This is a genomic window from Amycolatopsis magusensis (genome assembly GCF_017875555.1).
GTDB classification, from domain to species: domain Bacteria; phylum Actinomycetota; class Actinomycetes; order Mycobacteriales; family Pseudonocardiaceae; genus Amycolatopsis; species Amycolatopsis magusensis.
This window is the reverse complement of sequence record NZ_JAGGMS010000001.1, coordinates 5,625,352-5,649,572: the sequence shown is the minus strand read 5'-3', so window position 1 is coordinate 5,649,572 and position 24,221 is coordinate 5,625,352. Positions and strand designations below refer to the sequence as shown.

General features: G+C 69.6%; 25 protein-coding genes. 17 read left to right on the top strand and 8 right to left on the bottom strand.

The features are described 5' to 3' along the window. Positions 1–23: 23 nt before the first annotated feature. On the bottom strand, positions 24–1,112 hold the full coding sequence (gene arsB / locus JOM49_RS25320) for an ACR3 family arsenite efflux transporter (protein WP_281068480.1): 1,089 nt from the start codon (positions 1,110–1,112) through the stop codon (positions 24–26). After that, positions 1,103–1,423: an ArsR/SmtB family transcription factor gene (locus JOM49_RS25315; protein ID WP_209666727.1), complete on the bottom strand. Its 321-nt coding sequence runs from the start codon at positions 1,421–1,423 to the stop codon at positions 1,103–1,105. Before JOM49_RS25315 ends, arsB begins: the two co-directional genes overlap by 10 nt. 59 nt (positions 1,424–1,482) lie before the next feature. Here JOM49_RS25315 and JOM49_RS25310 point away from each other — a divergent pair, with 59 nt between their 5' ends. Further along, complete coding sequence (locus JOM49_RS25310) at positions 1,483–1,878, top strand: arsenate reductase ArsC (RefSeq protein ID WP_209666726.1); 396 nt, start codon at positions 1,483–1,485, stop codon at positions 1,876–1,878. Positions 1,879–1,921: 43 nt separating this feature from the next. Further along, positions 1,922–2,971 carry a glucose 1-dehydrogenase gene (locus tag JOM49_RS25305; protein WP_209666725.1) on the top strand — a complete coding sequence of 350 codons (1,050 nt, stop codon included), beginning with the start codon at positions 1,922–1,924 and terminating at the stop codon, positions 2,969–2,971. A gap of 1 nt (position 2,972) precedes the next feature. Here the strand turns inward: JOM49_RS25305 and JOM49_RS25300 are convergent, their stop codons facing one another. Together JOM49_RS25300 and JOM49_RS25295 are read right to left on the bottom strand one after the other, a co-directional pair. Continuing rightward, a complete protein-coding gene (locus tag JOM49_RS25300; protein ID WP_209666724.1) occupies positions 2,973–3,923 on the bottom strand; it encodes a TIGR03557 family F420-dependent LLM class oxidoreductase in 951 nt (316 codons plus the stop codon). 77 nt (positions 3,924–4,000) lie between these two features. Beyond that, complete coding sequence (locus tag JOM49_RS25295) at positions 4,001–4,636, bottom strand: phosphatase PAP2 family protein (RefSeq protein WP_209666723.1); 636 nt, start codon at positions 4,634–4,636, stop codon at positions 4,001–4,003. A 232-nt stretch (positions 4,637–4,868) separates the two neighbouring features. On the opposite strand from JOM49_RS25295, the gene JOM49_RS25290 reads away from it, so the two are divergent. Continuing rightward, complete coding sequence (locus JOM49_RS25290; protein ID WP_308159067.1) at positions 4,869–5,294, top strand: DUF5980 family protein; 426 nt, start codon at positions 4,869–4,871, stop codon at positions 5,292–5,294. On the opposite strand, the gene JOM49_RS25285 is transcribed toward JOM49_RS25290, so the two are convergent. Then, positions 5,291–5,617, bottom strand: coding sequence for a DUF6223 family protein (locus tag JOM49_RS25285; protein WP_209666721.1), 327 nt, complete (start codon positions 5,615–5,617; stop codon positions 5,291–5,293). The two genes, JOM49_RS25290 and JOM49_RS25285, sit on opposite strands and share 4 nt — an antisense overlap. A gap of 189 nt (positions 5,618–5,806) precedes the next feature. Between JOM49_RS25285 and JOM49_RS25280 the strand changes: the two genes are divergently transcribed. From JOM49_RS25280 to JOM49_RS25235, 10 genes are all read left to right on the top strand, one after another. Next, positions 5,807–6,922 carry a sensor histidine kinase gene (locus JOM49_RS25280; protein ID WP_209666720.1) on the top strand — a complete coding sequence of 372 codons (1,116 nt, stop codon included), beginning with the start codon at positions 5,807–5,809 and terminating at the stop codon, positions 6,920–6,922. After that, positions 6,919–7,581 carry a response regulator gene (locus tag JOM49_RS25275; RefSeq protein ID WP_209666719.1) on the top strand — a complete coding sequence of 221 codons (663 nt, stop codon included), beginning with the start codon at positions 6,919–6,921 and terminating at the stop codon, positions 7,579–7,581. Before JOM49_RS25280 ends, JOM49_RS25275 begins: the two co-directional genes overlap by 4 nt. A gap of 119 nt (positions 7,582–7,700) precedes the next feature. Continuing rightward, complete coding sequence (locus JOM49_RS25270; protein WP_245369468.1) at positions 7,701–9,140, top strand: BNR repeat-containing protein; 1,440 nt, start codon at positions 7,701–7,703, stop codon at positions 9,138–9,140. 41 nt (positions 9,141–9,181) lie between these two features. Beyond that, positions 9,182–9,982 (top strand): SAM-dependent methyltransferase, encoded by an 801-nt coding sequence (locus JOM49_RS25265; RefSeq protein ID WP_245369467.1) that lies wholly within the window; start codon positions 9,182–9,184, stop codon positions 9,980–9,982. 11 nt (positions 9,983–9,993) lie between these two features. Further along, positions 9,994–10,722 (top strand): phosphotransferase family protein, encoded by a 729-nt coding sequence (locus JOM49_RS25260; protein WP_245369466.1) that lies wholly within the window; start codon positions 9,994–9,996, stop codon positions 10,720–10,722. A 112-nt stretch (positions 10,723–10,834) separates the two neighbouring features. Beyond that, complete coding sequence (locus tag JOM49_RS25255) at positions 10,835–11,689, top strand: SDR family NAD(P)-dependent oxidoreductase (RefSeq protein ID WP_209666717.1); 855 nt, start codon at positions 10,835–10,837, stop codon at positions 11,687–11,689. Positions 11,690–11,777: 88 nt separating this feature from the next. Then, positions 11,778–11,933 carry a hypothetical protein gene (locus tag JOM49_RS25250; protein WP_209666716.1) on the top strand — a complete coding sequence of 52 codons (156 nt, stop codon included), beginning with the start codon at positions 11,778–11,780 and terminating at the stop codon, positions 11,931–11,933. A gap of 61 nt (positions 11,934–11,994) precedes the next feature. Then, positions 11,995–12,915 carry a helix-turn-helix transcriptional regulator gene (locus JOM49_RS25245; RefSeq protein ID WP_209666715.1) on the top strand — a complete coding sequence of 307 codons (921 nt, stop codon included), beginning with the start codon at positions 11,995–11,997 and terminating at the stop codon, positions 12,913–12,915. Then, on the top strand, positions 12,912–13,757 hold the full coding sequence (locus tag JOM49_RS25240; RefSeq protein ID WP_209666714.1) for an SDR family NAD(P)-dependent oxidoreductase: 846 nt from the start codon (positions 12,912–12,914) through the stop codon (positions 13,755–13,757). The genes JOM49_RS25245 and JOM49_RS25240 overlap by 4 nt, the downstream gene beginning before the upstream one ends. A 23-nt stretch (positions 13,758–13,780) precedes the next feature. After that, positions 13,781–14,557, top strand: coding sequence for an SDR family oxidoreductase (locus JOM49_RS25235; protein ID WP_209666713.1), 777 nt, complete (start codon positions 13,781–13,783; stop codon positions 14,555–14,557). 562 nt (positions 14,558–15,119) lie between these two features. Here JOM49_RS25235 and JOM49_RS25230 read toward each other — a convergent pair. From JOM49_RS25230 to JOM49_RS25220, 3 genes are all read right to left on the bottom strand, one after another. Continuing rightward, positions 15,120–15,467, bottom strand: a complete 348-nt coding sequence (locus JOM49_RS25230) for a beta/gamma crystallin domain-containing protein (protein ID WP_245370894.1) — start codon at positions 15,465–15,467, stop codon at positions 15,120–15,122. Between the two features lie 114 nt (positions 15,468–15,581). Further along, the gene (locus tag JOM49_RS25225; RefSeq protein ID WP_209666711.1) at positions 15,582–16,226 is read right to left on the bottom strand and encodes a sulfotransferase family protein; all 645 of its coding nucleotides are present in this window, start codon (positions 16,224–16,226) and stop codon (positions 15,582–15,584) included. An 83-nt stretch (positions 16,227–16,309) separates the two neighbouring features. Next, the gene (locus JOM49_RS25220; protein WP_308158858.1) at positions 16,310–18,094 is read right to left on the bottom strand and encodes a helix-turn-helix domain-containing protein; all 1,785 of its coding nucleotides are present in this window, start codon (positions 18,092–18,094) and stop codon (positions 16,310–16,312) included. Between the two features lie 136 nt (positions 18,095–18,230). On the opposite strand from JOM49_RS25220, the gene JOM49_RS25215 reads away from it, so the two are divergent. The 4 genes from JOM49_RS25215 to JOM49_RS25200 all read left to right on the top strand — a co-directional run bounded on the left by JOM49_RS25215 (position 18,231) and on the right by JOM49_RS25200 (position 24,106). After that, positions 18,231–19,619: an MFS transporter gene (locus JOM49_RS25215; RefSeq protein ID WP_209666709.1), complete on the top strand. Its 1,389-nt coding sequence runs from the start codon at positions 18,231–18,233 to the stop codon at positions 19,617–19,619. 49 nt (positions 19,620–19,668) lie between these two features. After that, on the top strand, positions 19,669–21,273 hold the full coding sequence (locus tag JOM49_RS25210) for a tannase/feruloyl esterase family alpha/beta hydrolase (RefSeq protein ID WP_209666708.1): 1,605 nt from the start codon (positions 19,669–19,671) through the stop codon (positions 21,271–21,273). A gap of 44 nt (positions 21,274–21,317) precedes the next feature. Next, positions 21,318–22,940, top strand: coding sequence for a long-chain fatty acid--CoA ligase (locus JOM49_RS25205; protein WP_245369465.1), 1,623 nt, complete (start codon positions 21,318–21,320; stop codon positions 22,938–22,940). Positions 22,941–23,092: 152 nt separating this feature from the next. Continuing rightward, positions 23,093–24,106 carry an alpha/beta fold hydrolase gene (locus JOM49_RS25200; protein ID WP_282768110.1) on the top strand — a complete coding sequence of 338 codons (1,014 nt, stop codon included), beginning with the start codon at positions 23,093–23,095 and terminating at the stop codon, positions 24,104–24,106. Positions 24,107–24,221: the final 115 nt, after the last annotated feature.

The following is a 24,221-nucleotide window of genomic DNA, read 5'->3' as shown; positions in this document are numbered from 1 at the left end:
GCCTACGTCGCTCCGACGGCCCGCTAGCGACCCTCGTGGGGCGGCGACGCGCCGTCGGTCCAGCGTTTGCGCAGCCAGAGGCTGACGTAGACCAGCGCGACGAGCACGGGTACTTCGATCAGCGGGCCGACGACTCCGGCCAGTGCCTGCCCGGAGGTCACCCCGAAGACGCCGATCGCGACGGCGATGGCGAGTTCGAAGTTGTTGCCCGCCGCGGTGAAGGCGAGGGTGGTGGTGCGTTCGTAGTTGAGCCCGGCGGCTTTGCCGAGCGCATAGGAGCCCGCCCACATGACGGCGAAGTACACCAGCAGCGGCAGTGCGATGCGCACGACGTCGAGGGGCCGCGACGTGATGGTTTCGCCTTGCAGCGCGAAGAGCACGACGATGGTGAACAGCAAGCCGTACAACGCGATCGGGCCGATGCGCGGCAGGAACTTGCCCTCGTACCACGTGCGGCCGCGAGCCTTTTCGCCGAAACGGCGGGTCAGGTAACCGGCCAGCAGTGGGATGCCGAGGAAGACCACGACGTTGAGCACGATCTCCCAGAACGAGAACGCGACGGCTTCACTCCCCAGGCCGAGCCAGCCGGGCAGCAGGTCGAGGTAGAACCAGCCGAGCACGCCGAACATGAGCACCTGGAACACCGAGTTCAGTGCGACCAGCACCGCGGCGGCTTCGCGGTCGCCGCGCGCGAGATCGTTCCAGATGATCACCATGGCGATGCAGCGCGCGAGGCCGACGATGATCAGCCCGGTGCGGTACTCGGGCAGGTCGGGCAGCAGCAGCCAGGCCAGCGCGAACATCAACGCGGGGCCGATGACCCAGTTCAGCACCAGCGAAAGCACCAGGGTGCGCCGGTCGCGGGTGACGGTGTCGAGGCGGTCGTAGCGCACCTTGGCCAGGACCGGGTACATCATCAGCAGCAGCCCGAGCGCGATCGGCACGGAGACGCTGCCGATCTTCACCGCCTCCAGCACGCCTTGCAGGCCGGGCACCACGGTGCCGAGCAGCAGCCCGGCACCCATCGCGGCGATGATCCACACCGGCAGGAGGCGGTCCAGAAAGGACAGCTTGCGCAGCACGTCCGGTTCGGCGGTCCGGGTCACGGGCAGGCCCTCTTGCTCTCGACGTTGGCTTCGGCGGTGTCGGCGAGCGCGGTGAACGCCGCGCCCAGAGTGCGCAGCACCGACGGCTGCAGCGTGTAGTAGGTGTAGCGGCCACACGGCTCGGTGGTGACCAGCCCGGCCTCCCGCAACAGCCGGAGGTGGTTGGACACGTTGGTCTGGCTCGCGCCGGTCTCCTCCACCAGATGCGTGGTGCACAGCGTTTCGCGGGCGAGCAGGCCGATGATCCGGGCGCGCAGCGGGTCCGCGACCAGGCGCAGCAACTCCACCGGTAATACATCAGCAGGCACTGACATCATGCGAAGATGATATCAGGTTACACTGATCCCACTGTGGTGACCCGAGGAAGAGGAGAACCATGCCCGAAGTCCTGTTCGTCTGCGTGCACAACGCCGGCCGGTCCCAGATGGCCGCCGCGCTGCTGCAGCACTACTCCCTGGGCCGGATCCGGGTGCGCTCAGCCGGATCCGAACCGGCGGAGAAGGTCAACCCCGCCGCGGCCCAGGCGCTCGCCGAATGGGGTCTGGACATCACCGCGGAGGTCCCCTCCAAACTGTCCACCGCCGACGTCGAAGCCTCCGACGTGGTGATCACCATGGGCTGCGGCGACACCTGCCCGGTCTTCCCCGGCAAGCGCTACCTGGACTGGCAGCTCGACGACCCCGCCGGGCAGGGCATCGACGCCGTGCGCCCGATCCGCGACGACATCGACCGCCGTGTCCGCGGACTCGTGGCGGAGCTGCTGGACTCCTGACCGGCCGCGGTGTGCCGATGGGCCGAGCGGGTAATCACCGGGCATGGATGCGCTGACCGTGTGCCCCGGCGAGGGGAACAGCCTGGCCCTGTCCGACCTCCCCGAACCCGAGCCGGGGCCCGGCGAGCTGCTGGTCGAGGGCTTGGAAGTCGGGGTGTGCGGCACGGACAAGGAAATCGCCGGCGGCGAGTACGGCTGGGCACCACCCGGGCGGGAGCAGCTGGTGATCGGGCACGAATCCCTCGGCCGGGTGCGCCAAGCACCTCAGGACAGCGGCTTCTCCGAAGGTGACCTGGTGGCCGCCGTCGTCCGGCGCCCGGATCCGGTGCCCTGCGGCGCCTGCGCACGCGGTGAGTTCGACATGTGCCGCAACGGCCGCTACACCGAACGAGGGATCAAAGAACTCGACGGCTTCGCCAGCCGGTTGTGGTGCGTGGAGGCCGACTACGCCGTCCGGCTCGATCCCGGGCTGCGCGAGGTCGGCGTGCTGACCGAACCCACCACGGTGGTCGCCAAGGCCTGGGAGCAGATCCGCCTGGTCGGGGAACGCAGCTGGTTCGAGCCGCGGCGGGTACTGGTGACCGGCGCGGGACCGATCGGGCTGCTCGCGGCGTTGCTCGGCACGCAGCAGGGCCTCGAGGTCCACGTGCTCGACCAGGTCACCACCGGGGCCAAACCCGATGCGGTGAAGGCCCTGGGCGCCGAATACCACCACGGGTCCGCGAAAGACGTCGCGGCGCGGCTCAACCCGGAGGTGGTCATCGAAGCCACCGGCGCCCCGTCGGTGGTGTTCGACGCGATGTCCGGCACCGCCGCCTACGGCATCGTCTGCCTCACCGGCGTCTCCCCCGCCGGACGCAGCCTCTCGGTGGACGCCGGCGCCCTCAACCGCGACCTCGTTCTCGAGAACGACGTGGTCATCGGCTCGGTCAACGCCAACCTGCGCCACTACCAGCAGGCCGCCCGCGCACTGGCCGAGGCCGACACCGGCTGGCTCCGGAACCTGATCACCAGGCGGGTCCCCCTCGACCGGTTCGCCGAGGCCTTCACCACCGAACCGGACGACATCAAGGTCACCATCACCCTGGACTGAGCTACACGTGCGGCAGGACGTCGGTCTTCCAGGTCTCGAAGAAGCCGTCCTGCTCGGGGCCGATCTGCTGGACGTACACCTCGTCGAACCCGGCGTCGACGAAGGCACGCACCTTCTCCAGGTGCGCCTGCGGATCCGGGCCGCAGGCGAACTGACCGCGCACCATGTCCTCGGTCACCAGCTCGGCCGCGTCGGTGAAGTCGTCCGGGTTGGGCAACGTCGAAGGGAGCTTGCCCGGGAGCAGCTCGTTGCGCCACAGGCGGTGTGCCGTGCGGACACCCTCCTCTTCGGACGGTGCCCAGCAGACCTTCATCCCGCCCTGCACCGGCCGGTCGCCGCCGCCTTCCCGGCGGTACAGCGCCACCGCGTCGGCGTCCGGGGCCACTGTGCAGAAGCCGTCTCCCACCCGCGCGGCGAGTTTGGTGGCGGCCGGGCCGAAGGCCGAGACGTAGATCGGCACCGGCTGCTCGGGGCGGGTGTAGATGCGGGCGTTCTCGACCGTGTAGTGCTTGCCCCGGTGGCTGGTCAGCTTGCCCGTGTGCAGCTCGCGGATCACCTCGATCGCCTCTTCGAGCATCTCCAGCCGGACGGGAGGCGTGGGCCAAGGCTCACCGGTGACGTGCTCGTTGAGCGCCTCACCGGTGCCCACACCCAAGGTGAAGCCGCCGCGGCACTGGACCGCCGCGGTCGCGGCCGCCTGCGCGACCACCGCGGGGTGCAGCCGCACCAGCGGGCAGGTGACGGCCGTGGTGATCGGCAGCGACGTCACCTGGCTCAGCGCGCCGATCACCGACCAGACGAACGGGCTCTGGCCCTGCTCGTCCAGCCAGGGGTGGAAGTGGTCGGAGATCCACAACCGCTCGAACCCGGCCGCTTCGGCCCGCTGGGCCTGCTCGACCAGCTCCCGCGGACCGAACTCCTCACACGACAGGAAGTACCCGATGCTCACCATGCCCACGGGCTTCCCGCACCGGCACCGGCCAAACCGGCACAGGCGCCCGGCGCTCCCCGACCGGGTGACAGAGCTCCTCAGGCGGGGCTGTCCACCCACCAGCGCTTGACAGCAGCGGCACCCAGCAAGCCCACCGCACAGATTCCGAGGACCGCGCCGAGCACGTCGGTGACGTAGTGCTCGGTGAGCGCCACCCGGGCAGCCATGGTGAGCAGGAGGGCGCCACCCTGGACAGCCACCACCACGAGGAGCCACTTTCGCACGAAGACCGCCGCGATCAGCACCGCGACCACGGCGAACGCCCCCGCGACCGAGGCGTGACCGCTGGGGTAGCTGAAGCCTTCCGGCTGCCCCGGCGGACCGGGGCGGCGGAAGACGAACTGGAGAGCGGCCAGCAGGCCGCAGCACAGCAACAACGCGAGGCACCACAGCAGATCAGCGCCACGCCGCGGTCGACGCCACCAGGCACGCAACGCCACGGCGACGAGAACGGCGGCACAGGACAACACGGTGACGGTACTCAGCACCAGTGCTGCCTGGTGCAGCGGACTTCCCGGCAGGACGACCACGTGGTCGATCACCCAGCGGTCGGCCGGCGAGAGTCCGTTGCGCACCAGCACACCGAGCAGGATGAACACCAGCGCGCACCCCCCGCCGACAAAGCCGATCACCGCGCGGAATCGCCGAATATCGAAGTGAACACTTCGCCGCATACCTGATCCTCAGCTCGTCGACCCGCGCTGCGCGGGGCTGGCGTCATCCTGGGCCAGTGACGCGCGGAGGACCACCATCGGCGGTCAAGACCAGGGAGTTGACCGGGGCTTCCCCTAAGGGCGAAGCACCATCGACGCGGCGGCGAAACCTTTCGAAAAGACTAAGGAATCGACAGGCAAGAAGAACGCTGCGCGAAGTCCCGGCGGTGGATAATTTTCGAACTTGATCCAGGTGCACCTCCAGGAGGTCTTCATGCGGTCGTCCCGTGGTGTCGGACTCGTGCTCGGCTCGGTACTCGCACTGCTCAGCGTGACACCGGCGTCAGCTTCGGCGTCGACCTGGACGCTGCGCGGCGACGGCCAGCGGATCTGCCTCAAGCCCGACACGGGCCACCCCGGTGCCTACTTCTTCGCCCAGGTGGATGGCAGCTGGTCGGCCACCATCACCACGGGCATCCGCAACCTGCCGCCCGGTTCCTTCAGCACGGGCGCCAGTTCCCTGCCTCCCGGTTCGCACGACGGTTCCTACGTCAACGGGTTCGTCGGTGTGCACATCGCACCGGCACCGGCGGGCAAGTACTTCCCCGAGGTGTGGGCCTCCGACGGTTCGGCGTCCCAGGCCGTCCGCGTCGAGATCGACTTCGCCGCGGGCTGCTAACGGGTCAGCGCCCGCCCGCCGAGGACGAGCGCGAGCAACCCCAGTCCCACGGCGGCGACGCCACCGACCACGCCGTTGCCGGTGCCGGGCCCACCATCCGCGGTGGCCAGGTTCAGCACGCCGCCGGTCAGGGCGACCAGGCCCGACGCCGAGGCCACCCAAGCCGTCTTCCGGGCGGCTCGGGCCAGTGCCAGTCCGCCGAGGATCGTCCCGGCCAGCCCCAGCAACGCGGCCGAGGTGGCCCAGAACCGCCCGGCGGTCAGGGTGTAGGCGTCGACGGCGGGCTCGGTCAGTCCGAAGAGGACGGCTGACTGGATGAACATGGGTTGCTCCTTCTCGACTGGATGTCGGCCGAGCATGTCCGCCGGACCCCTCGCCGGTCATCCAGCGGGCGAAGGCAGTTCGCACTGCCGCGCACGTCGCAGCCACCGCGGGAGTACCGCGTCCGCGGTAGTTCGCTGATCCTTCGTGCGCAGGACTCGCCCGGGCGCGCATCCGGCTACGGTGCACCCATGCGCAGGCGACCGGACGGGCTCGGACACGGGGTGATCGCCGTCGCGGTGGCGGCGACCCTGCTCGCCGCCGCCTTGTTCGGGCAACATCCCGCCACAGGCCTGGCCCCGCTGGGCTACGCGCTGGTGGTGCTCAGCGGGCTCACGCTGGCCGCCTCACGCCGGGCGCCGGTTCCCGTGCTGGCCGTGACCGCGTTGTGCGCGCTGGGGTACCAGGCCGTCGGTGTCGACGTGCCCGCGCTCGCCTACCTGGTCGCGGTGTACGCCGCCGTCCGGGCTGGCCACCGCGTCGCCACGGTGGCCGGCGCGGTGTTCATGCTGCTGGCCCTTCCGCTCGCGATCCTGGCCGCACCCGGTGAGCTGGCCGTGGGCGAAGCGTTCACGCACTCCCGTGACGTCCTCCAGCTGGCGTGGCTGGTCGCCGCCGGCGCGGCGGGTGAAGCACTGCGGCAGGCCGAACGCCGAGCGGAAGAGGCCGAGCGCACCCGCGCGGAAGCCGCCCGCCGCAGCGCCGACGAGGAACGGCTGCACATCGCCCGGGAACTGCACGACTCGCTCACCCACCAGATCTCCGTCATCAAGCTGCAAGCCGAGGTCGCCGTCCACCTGGCAGGCAAACGCGGTGAACCGGTGCCCGACGCGTTGCTGGCGATCCGGGACGCGGGCCGGGAAGCGGCACGAGAACTGCGGGCGACCCTGGAAGCGTTGCGCGACGACGACAGGAACCTGCCGCACGGGCTCGACGACATCCACGAGCTGGTGCAGCGCGCCACAGCGGCCGGACTGGACGCGACACTGACCATCGAAGGCGAGCGCGGCGGCGTGCCTGCCGCGACCGAGCGGACCGGCTACCGGATCGTCCAGGAAGCCCTGACCAACATCGCCCGGCACGCCGGCGCCACGACCGCGTCGGTCCGCGTCGACCACCAGCCCGGCACGCTCGTCATCCGCGTCGACGACAACGGCACCGCCACCCCGGGCACCGAGCCGGTACCGGGCGTCGGACTGGTCGGCATGCGCGAACGCGTCACCGCGCTCGGCGGACGGCTGCGGGCCGCACCCCGCAGCGAAGGCGGCTTCACCGTCCACGCCGAACTCCCCGTGGACCGCACGTGATCCGGGTCCTGCTGGCCGACGACCAGCCACTCATCCGCAGCGGCTTCCGCGCCCTGCTCGACATCGAGGACGACATCGAGGTGGTGGCCGAGGCCGCCGACGGCAGCCAGGCCGTGGCGCTGGCCAAGCAGCACCTGCCCGACATCGCGCTCGTCGACATCCAGATGCCGGTCGTCGACGGCATCGAAGCCACCCGCCGCGTCGCGAGCGACCCGGCGCTGACCGGCGTGCGCGTGGTCATCCTGACCAACTACGGCTTGGACGAATACGTCTTCGACGCGCTGCGCGCCGGCGCCACGGGCTTCCTCGTCAAGGACATCCAGCCCGAGGACTTCCTGCACGCCGTCCGCGTGGCCGCCCGGGGCGACGCGCTGCTCGCACCGTCGATCACCCGCAAACTGATCGACCGGTACGTCACGCAGCCGCCCCGCGCCCCCATCGGGCTGGAACACCTGACCAACCGCGAACGCGAGGCCGTCGCGCTGGTCGCGCAGGGCTTGACCACCGACCAGATCGCCGCCCGCATGGTGATCAGCCCGCTGACCGCGAAAACCCACATCAACCGGGCCATGACCAAACTGCACGCCCGCGACCGCGCGCAACTCGTCATCCTCGCCTACGAATCCGGCTTGGTGGCCCCGGGTTCGTTCGGCAACTGACACCGGCGCACTTCGGCCGGCCCAGCGGGGACTGTCCGTGTGGCGGTTCCCTTGACTCCGGCCACTTCACTATTCTGGTTGAGAAAGCGCTTTCCGGGCCAGCGCGAAGGGGTTCGCCCATGCTCCGCACGATGATCCTGCTCTTCACCTGCCTCGCGCTGGTGTCCCCGGCGGCCGTCCGAGCCGACCGTGACGGCCCAGGCCCAGGTCGAGGCCCGGGCGTGACGCTGCTGCGGGATACCCAGCTCGATCCGGCGGCACTGTACTTCGTGTCCTACGACGGGCTGGTGAACAACCAGTCCTACCAGTCGGAAGCGATCCTCACCCACGCCGGCTACCAGTACACCGCCTGGTACACCGAGAACCGCAACGCCGTCGTCGCCCGGCGCCAGTTGCCTGCCGGGGCGTGGGAGAAGGCGGTCCTCCCGCCCGCGCTGACCGTCAACGACTCGCACAACGTCATCTCGCTCGGCATCTCCCCCGCCGACGGGCGCCTGCACGTCGCCATGGACGTCCACGACACCCCGGTGTTCTACGCCAGATCCGAAGCGGGCCTGGTGTCGGCGCCCGCGTCGCGGGCCTGGTCCCCCGCCCGGTTCGGCCCGGTGCAGCGCACGCTGGACGGGGTGGACCTCGGCGGGATCAGCTACCCGCAGTTCGTCGTCACGCCGGAAAAGCGGCTGCAGCTGAGCTACCGCACCGGCCGCTCCGGCAACGGCACCAACGAACTCGCCGAGTACGACGGCACGACCTGGCGCAAGCTCGGCAAGTGGTCGTCGGCCACCGGCTCGTGGACCGCGCCGAACGGCGTCAGCAGCACGACCCGCAACATGTACCTGCACGGCCTGACCTACGGCCGAGGTGGGCGGCTGCACGCCACGTTCACCTGGCGTGAAAGCAATTCCGGCGTGCTGTGCAATCCTGGCGGGCTGACCAACCACGACACCGGCTACGTCTACAGCGACGACCGCGGGCGCACCTGGCGCCGCGACACCGGCCAGCTCGCCGGCACCACCGGCGGCTCGCCCGTCGCGGTGTCGCCGGACCTCGTGGTCGACCCGCTCGACCCCAACCACGGCTTGATGAACCAGGAAAGCCAGGCCGTCGACAGCGCAGGCGCACCACACGCGGTGATCAGCTACGTTCCGGGCCGGTTCACCCAGTGCGTCACCAGCTACGCCGCCGACCGCACCCGCTGGGCCCGCGCGTTCCACGTGTTCCGCACCCCGGACGGGTCGTGGACCAAGCGCGAAGTCCCCATCCAGCCCCACGCCACCGGGCGCACCCGCATCGTCTTCGACCGCGACGACAACCTCTACCTGATCATGCCGTTCGCCCGGATCGTCACCGCCTCCAAGGCCAGCAACTGGACGGACTGGACCCTGGTCTTCGACCGCCCCGGCATGAACGTCTTCGGCGAGGTCAACGTCGACCACACCCGCGTGGCCACCGAAGGCGTGCTTTCCGTGCTCTACCAGCAACGCTCGACCGGGACCACCCCGTCCCCCATCCGCGTCGCGGACTTCCAGCTGGGTCAGCAGTACACACAGCCCTCGTAAATTCGTTGCCCCGGTCAGGAGGCGTCTTTAGCCTGCGCGGCATGAGTGATCTGTTCGACGCAGCGGCGATGTACGACGAGGATTACCTGCATTTCTTCGTCGCTCCCGCGGGCGAGACCGAGTTCGCCGGGCATGGGCCGGTGGTGCCCAACGCGGCGTATTCGGGCGAGGCCGCCGCGGAACTCGTTGGGCGATTGCTGGATCTTCGACCGGGCATGCGGGTACTGGATCTCGCCTGCGGACACGGGGATCTGGCCAACCGCCTGGCCGCGCGTGGCTGCGAGGTCACGGGGCTGGACTCCTCGGCGGTCTTCCTGGACCGGGCCCGCGCCGACGCCGCTGCCGCCGGTGTCAGCGTCGAGTACGTGGCCGGGGACATGCGCCGGATACCGTGGACGGGCCGGTTCGACCGGGTGGTCAACTGGTCCACGGCGTTCGGGTACTTCGACGACGACACCAACCGCGCCGTCCTGCGCGGGATCGGCGGCGCCCTGCGGCCGGGCGGTCGATTGGCCATGGACCTGGACAACCTGCCCTCGTTCCTCGCTTCCTACTCGCCGTCTCGGGTGGTGGCGGCGCGGCACGACGGCGACATGCTCGTCGACCGCTACCGGTTGAACGCGTTGACCGGCCGGTTCGAGGCAGAACGAACGGTCGTACGCAATGGGCGCGCCCGGCGGACGCAGTTCGTCAAACGGTTGTTCGGCTTCCCCGAAATCCGCGACTGGCTGCTCGCCGCGGGATTCACCGCGGTGACCGGGCACGGCGAGGACGGGCAACCACTGACCGCCGAGCACCAGCGGATGATCGTCGTGGCCGAACTGCCCGGCGATCGTCCGTGATGAGCACCGGCATGGAGGAAGTCGAGGTCGTCGTCGCCCACCAGGAGCGGGCGACGCTGCGTGTCGGCGACGTGTTCCTGAAGATCGACGGCGATCAGGCGCGTACCGACGTCGAGGTCGAGGCGATGGCCCTGGCGCCGGTTCCGACTCCGGAAGTGCTGTGGCGCAAGCCGCCCGTGCTGGCGCTCGCCGCACTCCGAGGCACGGCCCTCGGCCGCCTGGGCGAGGCGTCGACCGCGCCGCCGGAGGCGTGGGCCGCGGCGGGTGCCGCCGTACGGAAACTGCACGACGCACCACCGCCGCCCTGGCCCGGCAAGAGCCCCGGCGAAGTCGCGTCACACCTCGACGGCGAATGCGAATGGCTCATCAGCAACGGCGTCCTGCCCGCCGACCTGGTCACGCGCAACCGGGAAGTCGCCGACACCGCGCTCCGAGCGTGGACACCGGCGTTCACCCACGGCGACCTGCAGCTCACCCACGTGTTCGTCGACGGTGACGAGGTCACCGGCGTGCTCGACTGGTCCGAAGCAGCCCCGGGCGATGCCCTGTACGACCTCGCCACCTTGACGCTCGGACACGAAGAACGCCTCGACGACGTCATCTCCGGCTACGGCACCGACGTCGACCTGGAGGTGATCCGCGCGTGGTGGTCGCTGCGAAGTCTGCGAGGAGTTCGCTGGCTGACCGGACACGGCTTCGACCCGTCGCCCGAAATCGCCGTATTGAAAGCGCGGCTGTGATCGCCCATGCCTGGAACGTATGGCCACGGGTATTGGCCAGCGGTGAGATGGCGCTGCTTGGCTTGGTCTGCCGGAAGAACGCTTTCCGGCCAGGTTGAGTGAAGGAGCAGGAATGCCGACGCGTAGACAGATGCTGACCGCCGGCGCGGGTGCGGTTGCCGCGACCGCGCTGACCGCCGGAACCGCCGGCGCCGCACCGCCCGCGCGGGGACGCTTCGCCGGTGAGGTCGTGCTCATCACCGGCGCCACCTCCGGGATCGGGGAGGCGACCGCGCGGGCGTTCGCGAGAGAAGGGGCCAAGGTGTTCTTCTGCGGGCGCAGGGAACAACTCGGCAACCAGGTCGCCACCAGCATCCGCGCGGCCGGGGGCGACGCGACCTACCGGCGGGCCGACGTGCGGGACGAGTCGCAGGTACGGGACCTCGTCGACGCGTGCGTGCGGCGGTACGGGCGGCTCGACATCGCCGTCAACAACGCCGGGATCGAGAGCCCGCGCGCGGCCAGGCTGCACGAGCAGACGCTCGCCGACATGGCGGCCGTCTGGCAGACGAACGTGGCCGGGGTGTTCCTCGCGATGAAGTACGAGCTGCCCCGGATGCTCGCGCAGGGCGGTGGCGTCATCGTGAACACGGCGTCGCTGTCGGCGGAGGTCGGGTTCACCACCATCGCGCCCTACAACGCCAGCAAGCACTCCGTCGCCTCGCTCACGAAGGTCGCGGGGCTCGAGTACGCGGCCGACAACATCCGGGTGAACGCGTTCGCACCCGGTGCGGTCGACACGCCGATGCTGCGCAGAGCGGCCGAAGCGTTCGGCCTGACGTACGAGCAGATCGCCCAGGACTACCCGATCAAGCGCATCGTGCGGGCCGAGGAGATGGCCGCCGTCGTCATGTTCCTCGCCTCGGCCGACTCCAGTGCCCTCGTCGGCCAGGACCTCGACGCCACGGGCGGTTACCTGGCCGGCTGAACAAGCGCAGCCGCGCCTGCGAGCTGTACGCGCCGAGGGCGCGAGGTTCCGCCACGCGCAATTCCTGAATCCCGTCCGCGGTCGCGCGATGTGGCTCTACCCCATCCACGACCAGCCGCAGAGCCTGCTGTTCCCCTACCGCACCGGCGACCTCCCCGGCGCGCTGCGGTACCCGCGGTCGAACAGCAGACTCGACCGCGACGGATCTCGACATCGCCCACGGCCCGGCTGCTCAGCCCGCTGATTACGGTTGCCGCCGGTCGGGCAATCAGGATCACGTGGTGATCCGAGGAAGGGACGACGTGATGAGCGGTACGCCTCTGGGCGAGTTCCTGCGGGCCCGGCGCGAAGCGGTGCAGCCGCGGGACGTCGGGTTGCCCGAGCACGGCCGGCGCCGGGTCAAGGGCCTCCGCCGGGAGGAGGTCGCGATCCTGGCCGGGGTGAGCAGCGACTACTACATGCGCCTGGAGCAGGGCCGCGAGTCCAGTCCTTCGCCGCAGGTCGTGGACGCGGTGGCGCGGGCGCTGCGGCTCGACGACGCGGCCACGGCACACCTGTGGCTGCTGGTCCAGCCACCCGAAGCGAGGGTGGCGCGCCGCACGGAGGGCTTGCCGGTGAGTCCGCAACTGCTGCAGCTCATGGACGGGTGGACGGGCTCGCCCGCGTTCGTGCTCGGCCCGGCGCTGGACATCCTGGCGTGCAACACGATGGCCGCCGCGCTGCACGAAGGCTTCGCGACGGCGGAGAACCTGGCCCGCATGGTGTTCCTGGACCCTGCCGGGCGCGAGTTCTACCAGGAGTGGGAGCGCGCGGCGCACTCGTGCGTGGCCGAACTCCGCGCCGCCTACGGGCACGATCCCGACAGCCCGCGCATCGCCGAGGTGGTCGCCGAACTGTCCGAGGGCAGCCCGGAATTCGCCGAGCTGTGGGCCCGGCACGAGGTGAAACCCAAGACCCAGGAGGGCAAGCACCTGCGCCACTCGCACGTCGGCGACCTGCACATCCTCTTCTCCGCCTTCACCGTCAACGGGGCACCGCACCAGCAACTCGTCGTCTACCAGGCCGAACCGGCGTCGCCGACGGCGGAGGCGTTCGACCGGCTGCGCGACCGCGCCGTTCCTGGGTGTGTCACTCCCAGGAAACCCGCGACCTTCATCCGGCCCGCTCACCTCGGCAAACTCGAATCCGTCAGCAAGGAGGACCCGGAAGGAGCGAAACAGTCATGACCACTTGGTTCATTACCGGAGCATCCCGCGGCCTGGGCGCCGAAATCGCTCGCGCCGCGCTCCACGGCGGTGATGACCTGGTCGTCGCGGTGCGGAACCCGGACCGCGTGCCGGAGGACCTGAAGACGGCACCCAACGCGCTGGTCGTCGAACTCGACGTCACCGACGCCGAAGCCATCCCCGCCGCCGTCGAGGCGGCCACCGACCGGTTCGGCGGGATCGACGTGCTGGTCAACAACGCGGGCCGGGGCCTGCTCGGGGCGCTGGAGGAGGTCACCGACGCCGAGGCACGGTCGCTGTTCGACCTCAACGTCTTCGGCCTGATCTCCATGACCCGCGCGGTGCTGCCCGTCATGCGCCGCCAGCGTTCGGGCAAGCTCGTCCACATCGGTTCCCGGTCGGGTTTCGAGGGCGAGCCGGGCGTGAGCATGTACAGCGCGTCGAAGTTCGCCGTGGCCGGGATCAGCGAGGCCCTCTCCGCGGAGATGAAGCCGTTCGGCATCCAGTCCATGGTGGTGGAGCCGGGCGTGCTGCGCACCGATTTCCTCGACGCCAGCTCACTTTCGCTCGCGGCGCAGCGCATCGCCGACTACGACGGCACTCCCGCGCACGAGACCCTCGACTGGGTCGATACGGCCAACCACACACAGCTCGGCGACCCGGTCAAGGCCGCCGCCCTGATCCACGAGGTCACCGGCGGGGACGAGCTGCCCACCCACCTGTACCTCGGCCCCGACACCCTCGAACGGCTGGAGGTCAAGCTGGCGCGGATCGAGCAGGACGTGGCGCCGTGGCGTGAGAAGTCCGCCGCCACCGCCCACCGAGACGCCGTCACCGTCTGACCTGCTCGAAGGAGGAATGATTCATGTCCACTCTGCTCACCGGCACGCCCCTGGCCGGCCGCGTGGCCGTGGTGTCCGGCGCCTCCAGCGGCATCGGCGCCGCCACCGCCACGCGACTGGCGGGACTCGGCGCGAAGGTCGCCGTGCTGGCCCGGCGCAAGGACAAACTCGACACGCTGGTGGCCGCCGTCAACGATGACGGCGGCACCGCCGTCGCCATCCCGGTCGACGTCACCAGCCGGGACGCGGTACACGCCGCCGCGCGGGAGGTCGAGGACCGGCTCGGCGCGGCCGACCTGGTCTTCAACAACGCCGGCGTCCAGCTCATCTCCCCCATCACCGACCTGCGCCAGGACGAGTGGCAGCGGCAGATCGACCTGAACGTCACCGGGGTGATGAACGTGATCGGCGCTTTCGTGCCGCACCTGACCGCCGCCGCTTCGGCGGGGAAGCCGGCCGACCTGATCAGCACCTCGTCGATCGCGGCCACCCGGATCCTGGAGAAGTTCTCCGTCTACTCCGGCACGAAGGCCTACCTCAGCCACCTCACCCGGCTGCTGCGGGTGGAACTCGGGCCGAAGAACGTGCGCGTGGCCACCATCGAGCCCGGCATGGTCGACACCGAACTACCGGACCACGTCACCGATCCCGACGCCGGCCGGCTCATGGCCGACCTCATCTCCCAGATCGACGTGCTGCAGTCCGCCGACGTCGCCGAAACCGTCGCTTTCATGGCCGCCGTGCCGCGACACGTCAACCTCACCGAAGTCACCATCCTCCCCACCGCCCAACCCATCTAGTCCAGCTCGCCCCCCGCACCCGAACCCCACGTTCGCGCAGCCGAGTCCCACACTCACGCACCCGAACCCCACGTTCAGGCAGGCGAGTCCTACGTTCGGGTAGCCGAACCCCACGTTCAGGCAGGCGAACCCCACGTTCGCGCAGGCGAGTCCCGCGTTCGCGAAGCCGAGTTCCACACTCAGGCAGCCGAACTCCACACTCGGGTGGCCGAGTTCCACACTCGCGAGCCGCGGATGAGCGGGCAGCCTCCGGCGCACGCGCAGTGAACATCGCCCGAGGCGAAACGCGGACGTAGAACTCACGGTCCCGAATGCAGAACTCGACTGCGCGAATGCGGCTTTCGCCTGCCTGAACGTGGGGTTGGGGTGCCTGAGCGTGGGGTTCGGGTGCGGGAGTGTGGCACTCGGCTGCCTGAGTGTGGGGTTCGGGCGCTTGCACGGAGGCCTCGGCTGCTCGAGTGTGGAGTTCGGCTACCCGAACGTGAGACTCGCCTGCCTGAATGTGGAACTCGGCTGCCTGAACGTGGGGTTCGGGTGCGGGAGCGTGGGGTTCGGGGGCTGGTTAGTTGATGTGTAGGTGGGCGACGTAGCCGTACCACTTGGTGAGGTGTTCGCCTTTGGGGAAGTGGTGCCGGTAGCGGTAGCCGTCGCCTGGCTCGTATTCGAAGTAGCCCGCGTTGTTCCCGCTTTTGAAGCTGGTCACGCGGTCCAGGCCGAGCGACAGGTCACCCGCGTCGGCGTAGCAGCGGCGGGTGCCGAGGCCGTTGGCTGCCGTCTGGCCGAAGACCAGGAAGTCGGCGGTGCCGAACGTGCAGTCGAAGAGGTTGACTTCGAAGGTCGCCCAGGCCGGGGTGGTCGTGGCCATCGTGATGCCCAGGGTCGCCATCAGCACCACGGCCATCGATCGCATTCGCTTCAACGTGTGTTCCTTCCAGTAGCAGCCTGAAGGAACGCTAGGGGCCCGGGCACCCCGGGATCATCACCCCGCAGTGGGCATTCGGGTCTAGCTCGCGCGGGGGACAACTCACCAGCCGATGGAGCCGTCGCTGAGGAAGCGGTCCACGTTCTCGGCGAAGTCGGCCGAGTCGTTGACGCGCGGGAACGGCTCCTGCGGGACGGCGGCGCCGAGGAACTCGCACAGCGGTTCCCAGCCGTCGCTCACCTGGTACACCAGCAGTTTGTCCTCCGGGACCGTGGCCATGACGTCCTTGTTGTGCTGGACGAACCAGGCGATCGTCTCGTCCTTGCCGTGGTCGCCGAAGCCGTGCTCGGCCATGGCCGTCATCATGTCGGTGGTCACCGCGCCGTCGCTCGCGGCCAGTCGCGCGGCGACCTCTTCCATCACCGGGTTGAAGATCGTCGCGGCGGCGCTGTGGTACCAGCTTTCCGGGTCACGGACGCTGAGCAGCACCTTGGCGTCGGGGAACAGCTCCATCATTTCGCGCCACAGCAGGCAACTCGGGAAGTCCAAGGTGGCGCGGTAGCCCGCCACAGCGGTGCGCAGCGCCTCGCGGTCACCGCGCAGGGCGTCGGCCCACACCGTGGTGGAACCCAGGTTGCCGAGCACCTCCTTCATGTGGTGGCACGGCGCGTACCCCAAGGTTTCCAGCCCACTGTGCAACGACATGGTCCCGGTCCGGCCGAAACCGGCACCGATGACTTCCACCACTGGTCTGCTCCTCCGCTCGGCTTCCCCCGCCGCTCCCAGTGTCCAGCACACCGCCCGATCGCACCCACCCGGACGCCGGCCGGTCAGTCCGCCTGGGCCGCCGGGATTCCTCGGAGCTGGTGCAGCCGAAGTCCCAGCTGCAGTTCCAGATCGTTGTCGTGGCGCCAATCGACGCCGAGCACGCTGCCGACGCGGTCCAGTCGCTTGAGCAGCGTGTTGACGTGGACGTGCAACGCCCGCGCGGTCGCCGCGACGTTGGTGTGCTGGGCGTAGTACGCGCTGAGGGTCTCGACGAGATTGCTGCCGCGCCGCTGGTCGTAGTCGAGGAGCGGGCCGATCGAGCCGGTGATGAACCGGTCGAGTTCCCGGACCCGTTCGGGGTCGAAAACCATGGCGTAGAGAGCGTATCTGCCTGTGGTGGCGCCCAGGTCGGTGTGCCCGATCGCGCGGATCACCGCGCTGCAGCGGCTGGCGAGCGAGAAGGCCCGTGCCCAGTCCTGGTCGGCCGCCCGTTCTCCGACGACCACGACGGCGCCACCGAGTGCCCGGCGCAGCCGGTGGTGCACCTCCGCGACGGTCTGGTCGTCGTCGGCGCTGTGGAGGATCATCGTGGCCCGGCCCAGGTGTTCCCCGGCCAGTCCCGACCGGTCCCGGGCGATGCCCTGCAGGTGACGCGACAGATCGGTGGACGACAGCGTCGGCGAGTCCGCGACGAGGACGAGGTTCAGGCGGTCGGCGTCGATGTTGCGGGCGCTGGTGCGGGCGCGCTGGGCCGGGCTGATCCCGGGGCTGCCGACCATCAACTCGGTCAGGAGCTCCCCGCTGAGCCGTTCACCGGCATCGGCGACGGCCCGCTCCTTGAGGATGAGCAACCCCAGGATGTGGGTGGCCCGCTCGACGGTCCGCAGGTCCATGTCGTCCGGCGCACCGCGATCGGCGACCGCTTCCCGGCTCCACGCCAGCGCGCCGAGGTAGCTGTCCCCCGCTTGGATCGACGCGACACTGCGGGCGACGCCGGCCGCGTCGACCGAGGTCGTGCAGCGGCCCGAGCGGTGGGCGTTCTCGACGGCCTCGGCCAGCCCGGAATCCGAGGGGGCCCGGCACGGGTTCGACGCCGAGTCCCGGCGGGCGAGGGTGGCACCGGTCCCGTCGAGGATCGTGACGCTCCCACCCAGCTGGTCGGCGAGGAGCTGCGCGACATCCCCCGGCGTCCCGCCCTCCAGCACGACACCGGTCAGGGCTTCGTGGATCGCCTGCGCGCGTTCCATGACCGCCATGTGCTCTTCGATCTTCCGGTACGCGATCCGCAGTTCCTGCAAGGAGTTCCGGCTCGCCTCGTAGAGACGCGCATTGTCGAGGGCGACCGCGGCGTGATCGGCGAAAGCGCTCAGCAGCGCGATTTCCTCGGCCTGGAAGGACCGCTCGGAACGGTCCGCCACGAACAAGGCGCCCACCGCTTCACCCCGGATGACCAGTGGCACCCCGAGCAGGGCGACGAGTGCCTCGGTCGCGGCCAGGCGGTCGAAGTTCGGGTCGTGGTCGAACAGGGTCGCGGCGCCGTAGTTGCGCACCCAGTGCGGGCTCCGGGAGGCCAGCACCTTGCCGCCGAGTCCCACGGTGGCCGGGATGCCCGCCGCGAGGAAGGACGCGGAAATCGTGCCTTCCGAGGCTCTGGCCGACAGCCTGCCGTCCGCGCCGACCAGCGAGAGGTAGGTGAAATCCGTGCCGATCAGGTCGTGGGCGTGGTGGACGATCGACTGCAGGACCTCGTCGAGCTCGCCCAGCGCGGTGAGCGACTTGGCGGTCGCGTACAACGACGCCAGCTCACGTTGCCTGCGCGCGAGCGAGTACGACTCCGCCTCGGCCACCGTGCCTCCTCGAAAGAGGGTGGAAGAAAATTCCACCGGATCACCGCCAGATGTGGGTGATCCACACCTCATCCGCAGCGTAACCGCGCCATACTATGACCGCCATCACTCGCCGGCATCGACGAAGGCGGCACGTATGGCCACCCCGCTCGCGCACCCCGAAGGACAGTCCGGCTCCCCGGACGCCGATCTGCCCGCCACCCGACGACGATCGTTCCGCAAGCTGCTGGCCGCGGGGCTCATCGGCAGTTCGATCGAGTGGTACGACTTCTTCCTCTACGGCACCGCGGCCGCACTGGTCTTCCCCAAGGTGTTCTTCCCGGAGTCCTCGGCGCTGACGGGCACGCTGCTCGCCTTCAGCACGTTCTGGGCCGGGTTCGTGGCGCGCCCGATCGGCGGGGTGCTCGCCGGGCACTTCGGGGACAAGTACGGGCGCAAGCCGGTCGTGGTCGCCTGCCTGGCGCTGATGGGGGCCGCGACCTTCCTGATCGGCTGCCTCCCGAGCGCGGGATCGGTCGGCGCGCTGGCCCCGATCCTGCTGGTCACGCTGCGCTTCCTGCAGGGCCTCGCGGCGGGCGGTCAGTGGGGCGGCATCATGCTCCTGCTCACCGAGTCCGCCGGGCCCAAGCGGCGGGGGTTCGCCGGCACCTTCGGGCAGACCAGCGTCCCCGTCGCCGTGATCATCTCGAACCTGATCTTCGTGGCGGCCAGCGGCCTGATGCCGGACGAGGCCTTCCTCAGCTGGGGCTGGCGGATCCCCTTCCTGCTCAGCGTGGTGATGTTCGCCGTGGTGCTCTACATCCAGGCCAAAGTGGAGGACACCCCGGAATTCCGGGAACTGCAGAAGGAAGCGCCGCGGCCGGAGAGTGCGGTCGTCCGGGCTCCGCTGGCGCAGGTCATCCGGAGCAAGTGGGGCACCATCCTCCTCGGCTGCGGGCTACTTTCCGCCACCAACAGCCTGTTCTACGTCAGCATCTCCGGACTTCTGAGCTACGGCACCGGCACGCTCAAGCTCGAGCGCGACGCCCTGCTCGCGGTCGTGCTGGCCAGTTCGGTGGCGATGCTGGTGGTCATCCCCTGGTCCGGCCACCTCTCGGACAAGGTGGGCCGCCGTCCGCTGATCCTCATCGGTGGCCTGGGTGTGGCCGCCTGGGCCTTCCCGTACTTCGGGCTCGTCGACACCGCGTCACTGCCGCTGATCTTCGTCGCCGTGGTGGTCGGGTTCGTCTTCCAGACGCTGACCTACGGCCCGATCGCGAGCTTCCTCGGAGAACTGTTCGCGCCGAACGTCCGCTATTCGGGCGCGTCGCTGGCTTACCAGCTGTCCGCGATCATCGTCAGCGGTGGCACGCCGTTCCTGATGACGGCGCTCATCGCGAACACCGGGAGCACCGTGCCGGTCGCCGCCTACATCATGGCCATGGGGCTGATCACCTTCGTCAGCGCGTGGTTCCTGCCCGAGACGAACCCCGCCGAGGTCCGCAAGGATCCGCACGCCGTCCCGGGCGCGCAGCTCTACTCCTGACGATTCCAGAGAGGCGAACGGCGTGCGCAGAACACTTTCTCGACTTCCCGTGCTGGTGACCCTGGTGCTGGCAGGCGCCATCGCGGGCACCGGCCCCGCGACCGCGCACCCTGCGGTGGAATGCGCCGGGCTGGACCAACTGAAGATTCCGGCTTCGGTGATGAGCCTGCCGACCACCGGCGGCCGCGTCACTTCGACCTCGGTCAAGACCAGCGTCCTCAGCGGCGTGACGATCACGTACTGCCAGGTCGACGCCTCGATCTCGCCCGTCGACCCGGCCGCGCCCGAGATCAAAATGCGCCTCGCCCTGCCGCACGGCTGGAACCGCCAGGCGATGATGTTCGGTGGCGGCGGCTACAACGGCACCATCCCCGACCTGACGGCGAACGTGCCGTTCGGTCCTGCCGACCAGCCGGTGCCGCTGGCCCGGCGGTACGCGATGTTCGCCGGCGACTCCGGCCACCAGCAGAATCCGGCGGTGCCACCGTCGCTGGACGGCTCGTTCGGCGCGAACGACGAAGCCCTGCACAACTTCGCCGCCGGTGACGCACTCAAGAAGACGCGTGACGCGAGCCTGTTCCTCATCCGGCACGCCTACCGGGCAAAGCCAGCCGAGGTCTACTTCGCGGGCGGCTCGACGGGTGGCCGCGAAGCCCTCGTCGTCGCTCAACGGTGGCCGGAAGCCTTCGACGGCGTGATCTCCGCCTATCCGGCCTGGAACAACCTCAGTGAGGCCCTGTACCTCGGGTACCTGACGCAAATTTTGGCCCAGCCCGGCGCTTTTCCCGGAGTGGAGAAGCAGAAGCTCCTCTACGACAGCGTGATCAACGCCTGTGACGGCCTGGACGGCGTCCGGGACAACGTCATCTCGAACGAGCGCGGCTGTCACTTCGATCCGCGGACGCTTCGCTGCCCCGGCGGGGCCGACACGGGACCTGGGTGTCTGTCGGATGCTCAGGTCACGGCCGTGACCGCCATGTCCACCTCGTTCGAATGGCCATACCGGATCGCCAGTGGCGAGACCGGCTACCCCGGCTTCCCGTTCCTCTCGGGGGCGGACATGAGGACCCCGTTCCTCGGCTTCGGCACCACCCCGCCTGCCGATCCCATGCCGGTGACCAGCGGCTACGGGATGCAGTACTGGAACCAATGGGTCAAGCACTTCCTGACCCGCGACCCCGGCCACAGCGCCTTCGCCGTGGATCCTCGCGATCCCGGGAAGTGGCGCGAACGGATCAGCTACCTCTCCACGATCCAGGACCGCAACAACGTGGACCTCCGCCCGTTCGCCCGCGCCGGTGGCAAGCTCATCCTGCTCCACGGCGCCGCGGACGAGCTGGTCTCGCACCGCTCGACGAGCGACTACTACCAGCGGGTGCAACAGAAACTGGGCGCACACTCGACCGGCACGTTCCTGCGGTACTACCTCGTGCCCGGCGCGAACCACGCGAACGTCGGCGCGCCCGCGTTCGCCGCGGGCTGGGACTCGCTGTCCGCGCTCGAAAGCTGGGTCCGAAAAGGACAGGCACCCGTCCGGCCGATCGTGACCGACGCGAGCCGCGACCGCACTCTTCCCCTGTGCGAGTTCCCGTACTGGCCCAAATATCGCGCAGGCGACCCAGGGACCGCCTCGAGCTTCGCCTGCACACGCTGACTCCCCCGCGATCGAAAGGAAGTGCCCCGCGGATGCACGGGTTGATGCAAGACCGTCCACTGTCCCTGCCCCACGTCTTCCGGCGGGTGGAGCGCTACTTCGGGCACAAGACCGTGGTGTCCGGCCGGGTCGACGGCGAGACGGCCATGACCTGGGCCGAGGTGTGCGCGCGGGTGCGGCGCCTGGCCGCCGCGCTCGACGAACTCGGCGTACCGGCGGGCGCCCGGGTGGGCACCTTCGCGTGGAACAGCCACCGCCACACCGAGTTGTACCTGGCGGTGCCCTGCACCGGGCGGGTACTGCACACGATCAACCACCGGCTCTTCGGCGAGCAGATCACCTACATCGTCAACGACGCCGAGGACGACGTGCTGTTCGTCGACCGCTCGATCCTGCCCGCCGTCTGGCCCCTGATCGACACGTTCACCACCGTGCGCGCGGTGGTGGTGATGGACGACGGCGGTGACACCGAAATCCCCGACGACGATCGCATCGTCGACTACGAGGACCTTCTCTGGTCCACTAAGGACAGTGGACGGGAGTTCACCGTCGCCGACGAGGACACCGCCGCCGCGCTGTGCTACACCTCGGGCACCACCGGCAACCCCAAAGGCGTGCTGTACAGCCACCGTTCCGTGGTCCTGCACGCCGGTCTGCTGCTGATGGTCGACACCTTCGGCCTCAGCGAACGCGACGTGGTCATGCCGATCGTGCCGATGTTCCACGTCAACGCCTGGGGCCTGCCCTACAGCGCCATGCTGTGCGGCGCCGACCTCGTGCTCCCCGGGCCCGCGATGAGCCCACCGGAACTGGCGGACCTGCTGGCCCGCCACAAGGTCACCTTCGGCGCCGCGGTCGCCACCGTCTGGCGCGGCCTGCTGCCGTTGCTCGACCAGCACGACCTCTCATCCGTACGCCAGATCGTGAGTGGCGGTGGCGCGGTCGACGAGGCGCTCAGCCGCGCCTACCGCGACACCATCGGCGTGCCGCTGACCAACGCCTGGGGCATGACCGAGACCAGCCCGGTGGTCACCACCTCCCGCATCGGCACCGCGCACGACCACTACACCCACGAGGAAAAACGCGCGCTGCTGGGCACACCCGGCCCGGCCATCCCGCTCACCGAAGTCCGCATCGTCGGCGATGACGGGCAGGAAGCACCGTGGGACGGCCGCACGCCCGGTGAACTGCAGGCCAGCGGGCCCACCATCGCCGCCGGCTACTTCGGCCCGGACGGCGGCACAGCCGCGTTCACCGAGGACGGGTGGCTGCGCACCGGTGACGTGGCCACCATCGACGGTCACGGGTACGTGCGGATCGTGGATCGCACCAAGGACCTGGTGAAATCGGGCGGTGAATGGATTTCCTCGGTCGAACTGGAAAACGCGATCATGGATCACCCCGATGTCGCCGAAGCCGCGGTGATCGGGGTCGCCGACGCCAAATGGGGTGAGCGGCCGGTGGCCTGCGTGGTCGCCCACCCCGGGACCACGCCCACCGCCGAATCCGTGCGCGAGCACCTCCGCGATCGCGTGGCCTCGTGGTGGCTGCCGGACCAGGTGTTCTTCCTCGACGAAATACCCAAGACAGCCACCGGGAAATTTTCCAAACAACAACTCCGTTCCCTTTACCGCACGGGCGCCCACCCGGCGGAACACGCCAAGTAGCACGATCCGCGACCTTCCCCCTTCTCCTCGATTGCGTTCTTCGGTTTGCGCTCAAGGGTTGTTGGCCCCCAGCTGGATGGACTACGTTGACGTCGACTTCCAGTTGATCATCCACAACGAGATCAATTCCGTTGTAGCGCAAGGAGAATCAAGTGATCCGAAGAGACAGGCCCCTTCGGCGCGCGGGCCGCGGCCTGTACGCCGCCCTGGCCGCGGTCGTGCTGCTCCTGGCGGGGTCGGCGGCCAGTGCCACCCCGGTCGCCGCCCCGGCCGCCGACCAGGCGTCGTCCGGAAACCTGCCGGGGTTCAGCCACGGAACCGTTGCCGTGCAAGGCACCACGCTGCACTACGTCCGCGGCGGGTCCGGGCCGCCGCTGGTGCTGCTGCACGGCTGGCCGCAGACCTGGTGGGAGTGGGCGAAGGTGATGCCCTCGCTCGCCGAGCACCACACCGTGATCGCGTTCGACCTGCCCGGCGCGGGTGAATCGAGCATCCCGACCGGCGGCTACGACAAGGCCACCACCGCGAAGCGCATCCGTGAGGGTGTCCGCAAACTGGGCTACACCCAGGTTTCCCTGCTCGGCCACGACACCGGCGCGCTCGTCGCCTACCCCTACGCCAGGGACTTCCCGGCCGAGGTCGTCCGGATGGCCGTGCTCGAGACCCCGCTGTCCGGCTTCGGCCTCGAGGACATGAACGGGATCAGCTTCCACCTCGGCCTGAACCAGACCGCCGCGCCGGTCCCGGAGAAGCTGATCGACAACGACGACGTGTCGACCTACCTGGGCTGGCTGTTCAGCGGCGCCCGCTATCCCGAGCGCATCGACCAGGCCGCCTTCTTCCAGGCCTACGCGAGCCCGGCTCGCCGGACCGCGGGTTACGAGTACTACCGGGCCTTCGCCGCCGACGCCACGAACAACCAGGCCAACGCGCACCTGCGCCTGCAGATGCCGGTGCTGGCGATGGGCGCGGAAGGCGCCTTCGGCCCGCTGGTGGCCACCTCGTTCAGCCAGGTCGGCGACGACGTCCGCGGGGTCGTCGCGCCGGACAGCGGGCACTGGATCGCCGAGGAGAACACGGCGTTCCTGAGCGCCTGCGCCAAGTTGTTCTTCGGACCGGCGGGAGTACCCGCGCCCAGCGCCGCACTGGCGAACTGCGTCGCCTGACACCCCAACCCGGTCCGCCAACGGACCAGCCTTCCGGCGAATGCTATGAGTGGGGCATTACTTGCGTTCAACGCAAGTAATGCCCCACTCATAGCGTTTTCTGGCGTCGGTTGCC